The sequence below is a fragment of the Pseudochrobactrum sp. AO18b genome (assembly GCF_000409565.1).
In the GTDB taxonomy this organism is placed as follows: domain Bacteria; phylum Pseudomonadota; class Alphaproteobacteria; order Rhizobiales; family Rhizobiaceae; genus Pseudochrobactrum; species Pseudochrobactrum saccharolyticum.
Map to the genome: position 1 here is coordinate 1 of NZ_ANNO01000062.1, position 9,691 is coordinate 9,691.

The window sequence follows — 9,691 nt, forward strand, 5'->3', positions numbered from 1 at the left end:
CAGTGCTTTAACCAGCCAACCAATTCCTCAGTCAACCAATCTCAGGGGCGAAGCTCTCTGCCGCTAGCAGCGCCGCCGCCCTCGTTATGTCGCTATATAGACCCCACTCTCACAAACTGTCAACACGACTTTTCAAAAAAATTACACAAATCGCAAACTTTCTTTCCACAGGGAAAACTTTAAAAATTAAGCGAAAATTTACCCTCTTTTTCACCCTCGGAAAACCGGATTCGGCAAATCAGCAAGCCCGCGACAGACACATAGATTATGACTTGCGTTTGATACCTGCCCTACTCTGCGCTACAGATAGAGAGCAATAACATTATATAATGCAGGGAACACCGCTTACATGCTCACTAAAAAAGGGAAATACGGCCTCAAAGCAATGGTTCATCTGGCAGAAGCCACACAGGATGACCTTATCTCTGTTGGCGAGATCGCCAAGGCACGTAACATCCCGCGCAAATTTCTGGATAATATCCTGACAGACCTGCGCGTTGCAGGCTTTGTTCAAAGCCGCAAAGGTAAAGGCGGAGGCTTTTGTCTGGCCAAACCGGCCGATCAGATTACAATTGGCAATATTATCCGCAGCCTTGACGGCCCTCTGGCCCCCCTCCCCTGCGCGAGCAAGACAGGATATAAAGCCTGCGAGGACTGCATCGAAGAAGACTGTAAAATTCGCCGTATGATGCTGGAAGTACGTGAAGCCATCGCCAGCGTGCTGGATAAGCGCACACTGGCAGATGGCTATAGCGATTTGTAACGGGAATTACTGCAGGCAGGTCTTCAGCGATGTCGCCAGATTGCGGATCAGCTGCGGATAAAGTTCCGGTCCATCCTGAAGATCAGCCCCAAGCGGATCAAGTACGCCTGTTTTAGCTTCCGTTCCTTCAAGCACGGTCTTTACCAAAGATGACTCAAATTGCGGCTCAGAGAACACACAGGTCGCCCCCAAGGACTTCACTTTGGTCTGAATTTCACGAATACGCGCCGCCCCCGGCGCTTTTTCCGGATTCACTGTAATTGAGCCTGCCGCGGAAAGTTCGAAACGACGTTCGAAATACTGATAGGCATCATGGAACACAATATAAGGCTTGGTGCGCACCGGCTCCAGTTCCGCCGCCACATCTTTTTGCAGCGCATCAATCTTATCGGCATAGGCTGCCGCATTCGCCTGATATTGCTTGGCATGCTCCGGATCAGCTTTACTTAAAGCTTCCGCAATCGGTCCCAGCATCAGCTTGGCATTTTGCGGATCAAGCCAGAGATGCAAATCATCATGATGATGGTCATGCGCCTCACCGCCCTCACCATGGCTGTGCCCGCCATGATCATGCGGTTCAAAATTGCCGCTTTCACGCGCAGACAGGATTTCAAGTCCCTTTACCTGATCCAGCCGTACAACTTCAGCCTTAGAACCAAGAGTCTCTAATGGCTTTGTCAGATAAGTTTCCATTTCCGGCCCGACCCAGAAAATGACTTTTGCTTTTTCCAGTGCACCGGCATCAGACGGCTTCAGATTATAGCCATGCTCTGATGCAGCGCCTTTAACAATAAGATCCGGCTCCCCTGCCCCCTGCATAACAGCAGAAACCAGTGAATGAATTGGCTTAATCGAAACCACGACATCGCCTTTTTCCGCCGCAACAACAGCATGCGAAGAAACAGACAACAAAGCAGATGCCAGCAAAACTCGGATAACAGACATAAAACCTCACAGAAATTGCTATTAATCACTGCCAGCGATTGAAATGACAGCATATCGGAACAATATGTTATAAAGTTACATTATTGCGTAATGCTATAACGTATGAGATAACTCGTGACAAGAGCAGGATCTGCTTTTCTATCATTCCGAAAGCGTACAATGCATCATCCATTATCAGCTGCCGCCAGCGGACAGACATCTGACATTCTTCTGCGCCTTGAAAATGCAGGGATTGAGCGGAACGGTCGCTGGCTTGTCCGCAACATTGATCTCACTCTGCATAAAGGCGAAATTGTTACGCTCATCGGCCCTAACGGCTCGGGGAAAAGCACGACCGCCAAAATGGCATTGGGCATTCATAAGCCTGATGAAGGTGCAGTGAAACGCGAGAAGTCCCTGACCATCGGCTATGTCCCGCAAAAAATCTCGATTGATCCGAGCCTGCCACTGACAGTTGAGCGTATGATCCGCATGACTGCTCCTATAAAAAAAGAAGCAATCGAAGCAGCTCTGGAACTTGCAGGCATTCCGCAACTCATCAAAGCACAAGTTGTCCATCTTTCCGGCGGCGAGTTTCAGCGTGTGCTGCTTGCCCGAGCATTTGCCTGCAAACCGGATTTGCTGGTGCTGGATGAACCATTGCAAGGTGTTGATTTTGCCGGTGAAGCCGAACTTTACGAGAAAATTGCAAAGTTCCGCGATCAGACCGGTTGCGGTGTTCTGATGATCTCCCATGATCTGCATATTGTTATGGCCGCAACAGACCGCGTTGTCTGCCTGAACGGGCATATATGTTGCAGCGGCACGCCGGTTGATGTGGCCGCCAGCCCTGAATATGCGAAGCTTTTCGGATTGCGCACTCCGCGCGGCATGGAAATTCCGCCCTCGCTTGCAGTCTACACACATCATCATGACCACACCCATCTGGCTGACGGACGGGTACAACATGCAGACGGTACGATAACCGATCATTGTCACCATGATGACGGCCATCATCATGAACACTGCGAAGACCACAACCATTCCCAAAGCGGTGGACACAATCATGCTTGATGACTTCTTTATCCGCGCCATGCTTGCCGGTATCGGCCTCGCTTTAATTACCGGCCCTATCGGTTGTTTTATTGTATGGCGACGCATGGCCTATTTCGGCGACACGATGGCTCACTCGGCGCTGCTTGGTGTTGGCCTTGCTATGCTGTTTGACCTGAATATTATGGTTTCCGTCTTTCTGATCGCCTTTTGCATCGCCATGCTGCTGGTCGTCCTGCAAAAACGCCACTCACTTTCAGCCGATTCATTGCTGGGCATACTATCCCACGCCACACTGGCTTTCGGCCTTGTGCTTGTCGCCTTTATGACATGGATCCGCTTTGATCTGATGTCACTGCTGTTCGGCGACATTCTCGCGGTATCCGTATCCGATCTTATCGCCATTTACGCCGGTGGCGCACTGATCCTTGTGGGGCTGATTAAACTCTGGCGGCCGTTACTGGCAGCGACCATCAGCGAAGATATTGCACAGGCTGAAGGTCTGCAACCGGAACTGCACCGCACTTTATTTATGATATTGCTGGCGCTGTTGATTGCCATTGCCATGAAAATCGTCGGTATTCTGCTGATTACTGCTCTGCTGATTATTCCGGCAGCCACGGCACGCCGTTTTGCATTATCACCGGAGCAAATGGCCATCTATGCGGCTTTTATCGGTGCCTGCTCGGTTATTGCCGGTCTCTTCGGCTCATTAAACTATGACACACCGTCAGGACCATCCATAGTCGTGGCTTCTGTGGTGTTTTTTGTTATAAGCTTGCTACCATGGCAAAAACTCAAAACATTTTTGCCGGTTGCGCGCGATAAGGAGACTTCATAATGACCGCTCATACGCATACAGGAACTGCATCTGCGGCAGCGCGCGCTCCGAAACTCACACGCAATCAGAATCTTGTATTGGAAGCGCTTGCAAAAGCTGAGTTCCCGCTCAGCGCCTATACAATTCTCGACCAGTTGCGCGAGGAAGGCTTCCGTGCACCACTGCAAGTCTATCGTGCACTGGACAAATTACTTGAATATGGCTTGATTCATCGTCTTGAAAGCCTGAATGCTTTTATTGCCTGCGCCCATCCGCACCACCATGAGCACGGCCATCTGCATGGTATCGCAGCTTTTGCCATTTGCGATAAATGCGGTTTAGCTTCGGAATTTTCTGAGCCGGAGATTGAAGATTGCGTGCAGCACTGGACGCAGAAGAACCATTTTCATCCGACAAAAACCACTCTGGAAATTCGCGGTCTGTGCGCAAGTTGCGCGCGTAACTAATCAGGAACAACAGAACACCCCGCACAAAAATGCGGGGTGTTTTTGCCAATCAGCCCTGTAAATGCGATGTATCCGGCAAAGGTATAATGCCGAGCGACATCGCCACCGCCACTGCAGATGTGCGGTTGGCACAACCCAGCTTGATCTTGGCATTTTGCAGATAGGTCACCACTGTCCAGCGGGCGATGCTGAGAATTTCAGCAATTTCACCGTCAGTTTTTCCGCGTGCGGCCCATTTGAGGCAATCAACTTCGCGTGGCGTCAGAGAAACCAGCGACTGAACTTCGTTCTTTTGTGATGAATAGTCGCTCACCGCGGATAATACAGATTCATGTAATTGCGCAGTCGCCTGTAAAAAATCCTTTTCCAGCAGACGGATCAGATCTTCCGCATTGAGATTGTTCTTGCCCTTTTTCGTGTCAAACGCATAAATAGTATGGGCATCACCGCTGCCATTCAGCCGCTGTGTCACCATAATAAATGTATCGCCAAAGTTATGCGCTCTCAAATCTTCGACATAATTCTGCAATGCCGGTGTATTTTGTTTGTGACTGTAAATCTCCGCAATGCTGACACTATGAGGCAGCTCGGGATCAGACCATTTCTGATGAAACAGCGGATCAATATCAAAATAACTTTTTGCAGCGTAATTCACGATCCAGTCTGCCGGAAATGTCGACACCACAGTCTTGATATTATCAGCCATGCCCGCATCCGCATGCTTAGGCGTAATATGCGTAATATGCTTGCAGGAAAGTTTTTTACGAACGGCGATATATGTTTCCAGAATAGATGAACAATATTCTTTGCCAAAGAAACTGTTTTGAAATTCCGGGAAATGGATAAATTCAAATTCCATGAAAAAATTCCGTTTTAAACACCTGTAATAATCAGCGAAATGAAAACATAAAAATTAAAGCGCATAAAAACGCGCGAATATGAAAATGATTCGAAAATAAACGCACATGATTTGCGCGCCTCTTCTCAACTAAGACATGAATGCAGTAAAAATACTATTTCAACACGATGACGCAAATAAGATAAAACAACAGTGATCCGCTGCGACGAATCTCTGGACATCCCCCCTTCTGGAAACCGGCCCAAAACACTCTTCTGCAGAACTTAATAATTAAAAATCAGTGCCTTAAAATTAAGATCATTTCACCGCCAAACAGAATCTCATTATCCGACACAGTTATTTTATTAAAATGTTTTTGTCACAATGCACAATTACCAACTAATTGCCCGCTCATACTATCCGGTTAACGACATTTGCGGCTAAGCCTATGAATCCTTTCTGATATTCAGAACCACGCCGCGCAGCCGGATTATCATCCGATAAAAATCAATATATTCAAGAGATTAAGTATATTGTTGTTTTTTATTCATTTCCTTCTCTCTAAACTGCAACATTCAATTGATTGCGATAAAAAAACATGGTTCACTTCTGCCCGGATAAAGAAAAACGATAGCTGTCATGGTACTTTCATATGACGCGCCTATCGAAAAAATGCGAGGATGCCTGAAAGCAGGCCTCCCGTAGCTTTAAGGGGAGTATGTCAATGCTTAACAGAACAACACGGCTGTTGTCCCTGACAACAGCGATCGCTTTTGCCGGCACCACATTATCCGTGGCTGCTCCGTCAGAAGAACTGATCGCCGCCGCGAAAGCAGAGGGTCAGCTGACCACAATCGCCCTTCCGCATGACTGGTGCGGCTATGGTGAAATCATCAAGAGCTTCAAAGACAAATACGGCATTCAGGTCAATGAACTGAATCCGGATGCAGGCTCCGGCGATGAAATCGAAGCGATCAAAGCGAACAAAGACAATAAGGGCCCTCAGGCGCCTGACGTGATCGATGTCGGCTTTACCTTCGGCACCACCGCGAAAAAAGACGGCCTGCTCCAGCCTTATAAAGTATCGACATGGGATTCGATCCCTGATGATGCCAAAGATGCTGAAGGTTACTGGTACGGCGACTATTACGGCGTATTGGCTTTCGAAGTAAACAAAGACATTATCAAAGATGCACCGCAGGACTGGGCTGATCTGCTCAAGCCTGAATTTGCCAATGCCGTTGCGCATTCCGGCGATCCGCGTGCATCCACACAGGCAATCCTGAGCGTGTATGCAGCCGGTCTTTCTCTTGGCGGCAAGCCGGGTGAAGAAGCCGCTCAGAAGGGTCTGGAATTCTTCCGCGACGTGAACAAGGCCGGCAATTTTGTACCTGTCATCGGCAAGGCCGCTTCACTGGCACAGGGCTCAACCCCTATCGTTATCCGCTGGGACTATAATGCTCTGGCAGACCGCGATACGCTGAACGGCAATCCGGAAGTTGAAGTTATCATTCCGAAAACCGGTGTTGTAGCCGGTGTGTATGTACAGGGCATCAGCGCCTATGCACCACATCCAAATGCAGCCAAACTCTGGATGGAACATCTCTATTCCGATGAAGGCCAGATCGGTTATCTGAAAGGCTATTGCCACCCGATCCGCTTCAACGCCATGGCTAAAGAAGGCAAGATTCCTCAGGAACTGCTCGACAAGCTGCCACCGGCAGAAGCTTACCAGAAAGCTGTCTTCCCGACCTTGGAAGAACTCGACAAGTCTCAGGCTGTCATCACCAAGAACTGGGATAGCGTTGTCGGCGCGAATGTTCAGTAAGCTGAACAGCTGAATGCTGCTGTTACGGGCGGCAACACCCGCCCGTAACAGGTTTTGCAATTTGCATTTTTATACGACACATATCATCATAAAAAATAACTCAGCCGGCACCGCAATCTGAACATTGCTGTATGCCTGCAGATTTCAGCACCTCAATCTGCGGAAGCCATCACCGACGCAGACGATAAAAAGCAAAAATCATATGAGCCTGTCCAGCAATGGCATAACATCTGACACACCCCCTGTGCGACGCGCCAAGCGCCGCCTGCCTTTAGAGTGGCTCGGTGTTGCCCCGTTTTTCGCCTTCGCAATTCTGTTTCTGCTCTGGCCGACCATGTATCTGGTTGTCGGTGCATTTCAGGATAGTCAGGGTAATTTCACCCTGCAAAATATTATAGATCTGTTTGAACCCGGCATCATGAGCGCCTATTGGGTCTCGATCAAAATCAGCTTTGCCTCCGCTTTGGGTGGCGCTGTGATCGGCTCGTTCATGGCATGGGCGATTGTACTGGGTAAACTGCCCCGTTTTCTGCGCCCGACTGTGCTCACATTCTCCGGTGTAGCATCCAACTTTGCCGGTGTGCCGCTGGCTTTCGCCTTTCTTGCAACGCTCGGCCGCACCGGTTTTGTTACGATTTTGCTGCGCGAATGGTTCGGCTTCAATCTCTATGCCACTGGTTTTAACCTGCTGAGCTTTTTCGGCCTGACACTGACCTATCTGTTCTTCCAGATTCCGCTGATGGTGCTGATCCTCACCCCTGCTCTGGACGGTCTGAAAAAAGAATGGCGTGAAGCTTCATCCATTCTAGGTGCCACGACATTCCAATATTGGCGCATGGTGGCCTTTCCGATTCTCTGGCCCAGCCTGCTTGGTACCAGCCTGTTGCTGTTCGCCAATGCCTTCGGTGCGATTGCCACAGCCTATGCGCTGACCGGTTCTTCGCTGAATATCGTACCTATCCTGCTTTATGCGCAGATTCGCGGCGATGTTCTGCACAATCAGAATCTCGGCTATGCGCTGGCACTCGGCATGATCCTGATTACCGGCATTTCCAATCTGCTCTATATCTGGCTGCGCATGCGTGCAGAACGGTGGCAGAAATGAAGCTGAAATATTTCATTCCAAAAACCCTCGGCGCATGGATCGCCTTTCTGATCGGCGCGATCTATTTTGTGGTGCCGCTGATCGGTACATTTGAATTTTCTCTGCGTATGCGCCGCGGCGAATATTCCTTTGATGCCTATCGTGTGGTGCTGACTGACCCGAATTTTCAGGCGACATTCGGCTATTCCATCATGCTGGCCATCATGACGATTATTTTCGGCGTGTTGCTGGTGGTACCGACTGCCTATTGGGTGCGTCTGCGCATGCCTTATTTGCGTCCGGTCATTGAATTTATCACGCTGATGCCACTGGTTATTCCGGCGATTGTTATCGTATTCGGCTATTTGCGAATTTATAATTCGTCATCATGGCTGCCGTTCACGGGCTCGACACGGGCAACCGATATTCTGCTGATGTTTGGCTATGTGACACTGGCACTGCCTTATATGTATCGCTCGATTGATACGGCCATGCGCACGATTGATGTTCGTACGCTGACAGAAGCCGCGGAAAGTTTGGGCGCAGGCTGGCCGACCATTCTGTTCAAGGTGATTTTCCCGAATGTGCTTTCCGGTGTTATGAGCGGTGCGTTCATTACCTTTGCGATCGTCATCGGCGAATTTACGCTGGCTTCGCTGCTCAATCGTCCGGCTTTCGGCCCTTATTTGCAGCTTGTCGGTGCAAACCGCGCTTATGAACCGTCAGCACTGGCAATTATTGCCTTCGGCATTACATGGCTGAGCATGATTATGCTCCAGCTTGTCACCCGCTTCTCCAAATTTAAGACAGCAGGCAATTAAGTCATGGCTTTTCTCAATATCAATAATCTCAAAAAAAGCTTCGGCGCCAATACTGTTGTCCATGATTTCAGTCTGGCGGTTGAAAAAGGCGAGTTCATCTCGTTTCTCGGTCCATCAGGCTGTGGTAAAACCACTGTTCTGCGTATGATTGCCGGTTTTGAATCTCCCGATCAGGGTGTGATCGAGATCAACGGTCAGGATGTGGTCGATCTCAAGCCGAACAAACGCAATATCGGCATGGTGTTTCAGGCCTATGCGCTGTTTCCGAATATGACTGTCGCACAAAATGTTGCCTTTGGTCTGCGGGTCTCCGGCAAACCTAAAGCCGAGATTGATACAACAGTTAAGGAAATGCTGGAACTGATCCGCCTTGAACATCTGGCAGATCGTTTCCCTTATCAGATGTCCGGCGGCCAGCAGCAGCGTGTTGCTCTTGCCCGCGCTTTGGCAACCAAACCGCAGGTGCTGCTGCTTGATGAACCGCTCTCAGCACTGGATGCGAAAATCCGTATTTCGCTGCGTGAGGAAATCCGTGCTATTCAGCGCCAGCTTGGTATCACAACCGTATTTGTTACCCACGATCAGGAAGAAGCACTGTCTATTTCCGACCGGATCGTAGTGATGCATGAAGGTAAAGCCGATCAGATCGGCACGCCGTTTGATATTTACAACCGTCCGGCAACGCGCTTCGTGGCATCATTCGTTGGTACGCTGAACATGCTGGAAGCCCGTGTGGCAGACCCGCAGCAGAATAAAGCGGATCTCGGAGGAACGATTATCACTGTGCCGCAATCACTGGCATCTTACAACAAAGGTGATGCTATCACTCTGGCTCTGCGGCCGGAAACCATCAGCCTTGATGCCTCCCCTGCCCGCGACAGCAGCGTTGGTGTCATCGTGCAGGATGTACATTTCTTAGGCTCAGTCATTCGTACCCGTGTCACACTGGGTGCAAATCAGCTGTCTTTCGACAGTTTCAACAATCCGGCGGTGCGCCCGCCGCAGCATGGTGACAAAATCACTGTCCATTTTGCTGCGCAGGATTTATTGGTTCTGGGCAAATAAAAATAAAGGCCGGACTTTTATCAAGTCC

The 9,691-nt window shown here is 49.5% G+C and carries 10 protein-coding genes; 8 read left to right on the forward strand and 2 right to left on the reverse strand.

What is annotated here, in order from left to right; translation table 11 throughout:
- Positions 1-349 precede the first annotated feature (349 nt).
- Positions 350-763, forward strand: coding sequence for an Rrf2 family transcriptional regulator (locus A918_RS0102955; protein WP_022709611.1), 414 nt, complete (start codon positions 350-352; stop codon positions 761-763).
- 6 nt (positions 764-769) lie between these two features.
- On the opposite strand, the gene A918_RS0102960 is transcribed toward A918_RS0102955, so the two are convergent.
- Positions 770-1,708: a zinc ABC transporter substrate-binding protein gene (locus tag A918_RS0102960; RefSeq protein WP_022709612.1), complete on the reverse strand. Its 939-nt coding sequence runs from the start codon at positions 1,706-1,708 to the stop codon at positions 770-772.
- Positions 1,709-1,867: 159 nt separating this feature from the next.
- On the opposite strand from A918_RS0102960, the gene A918_RS0102965 reads away from it, so the two are divergent.
- Genes A918_RS0102965 through A918_RS0102975 form a run of 3 tightly spaced genes read left to right on the forward strand, consistent with a single transcriptional unit; the run spans position 1,868 to position 4,027 of the window.
- Positions 1,868-2,761 (forward strand): metal ABC transporter ATP-binding protein, encoded by an 894-nt coding sequence (locus tag A918_RS0102965; protein WP_022709613.1) that lies wholly within the window; start codon positions 1,868-1,870, stop codon positions 2,759-2,761.
- Complete coding sequence (locus tag A918_RS19255) at positions 2,754-3,581, forward strand: metal ABC transporter permease (RefSeq protein ID WP_022709614.1); 828 nt, start codon at positions 2,754-2,756, stop codon at positions 3,579-3,581. The genes A918_RS0102965 and A918_RS19255 overlap by 8 nt, the downstream gene beginning before the upstream one ends.
- Positions 3,581-4,027, forward strand: a complete 447-nt coding sequence (locus tag A918_RS0102975) for a Fur family transcriptional regulator (protein WP_022709615.1) — start codon at positions 3,581-3,583, stop codon at positions 4,025-4,027. The genes A918_RS19255 and A918_RS0102975 overlap by 1 nt, the downstream gene beginning before the upstream one ends.
- Positions 4,028-4,076: 49 nt before the next feature.
- Here the strand turns inward: A918_RS0102975 and A918_RS0102980 are convergent, their stop codons facing one another.
- Entirely contained in the window at positions 4,077-4,886 is an 810-nt protein-coding gene (locus tag A918_RS0102980) for a LuxR family transcriptional regulator (RefSeq protein WP_022709616.1), read from the reverse strand.
- Between the two features lie 703 nt (positions 4,887-5,589).
- Between A918_RS0102980 and A918_RS0102985 the strand changes: the two genes are divergently transcribed.
- The 4 genes from A918_RS0102985 to A918_RS0103000 all read left to right on the forward strand — a co-directional run bounded on the left by A918_RS0102985 (position 5,590) and on the right by A918_RS0103000 (position 9,663).
- On the forward strand, positions 5,590-6,693 hold the full coding sequence (locus A918_RS0102985; RefSeq protein ID WP_022709617.1) for an ABC transporter substrate-binding protein: 1,104 nt from the start codon (positions 5,590-5,592) through the stop codon (positions 6,691-6,693).
- 202 nt (positions 6,694-6,895) lie between these two features.
- On the forward strand, positions 6,896-7,798 hold the full coding sequence (locus tag A918_RS0102990; protein ID WP_022709618.1) for an ABC transporter permease subunit: 903 nt from the start codon (positions 6,896-6,898) through the stop codon (positions 7,796-7,798).
- Entirely contained in the window at positions 7,795-8,598 is an 804-nt protein-coding gene (locus tag A918_RS0102995; protein ID WP_022709619.1) for an iron ABC transporter permease, read from the forward strand. Before A918_RS0102990 ends, A918_RS0102995 begins: the two co-directional genes overlap by 4 nt.
- A 3-nt stretch (positions 8,599-8,601) precedes the next feature.
- Positions 8,602-9,663, forward strand: coding sequence for an ABC transporter ATP-binding protein (locus A918_RS0103000; protein ID WP_022709620.1), 1,062 nt, complete (start codon positions 8,602-8,604; stop codon positions 9,661-9,663).
- The last annotated feature ends 28 nt before the right edge of the window (positions 9,664-9,691 follow it).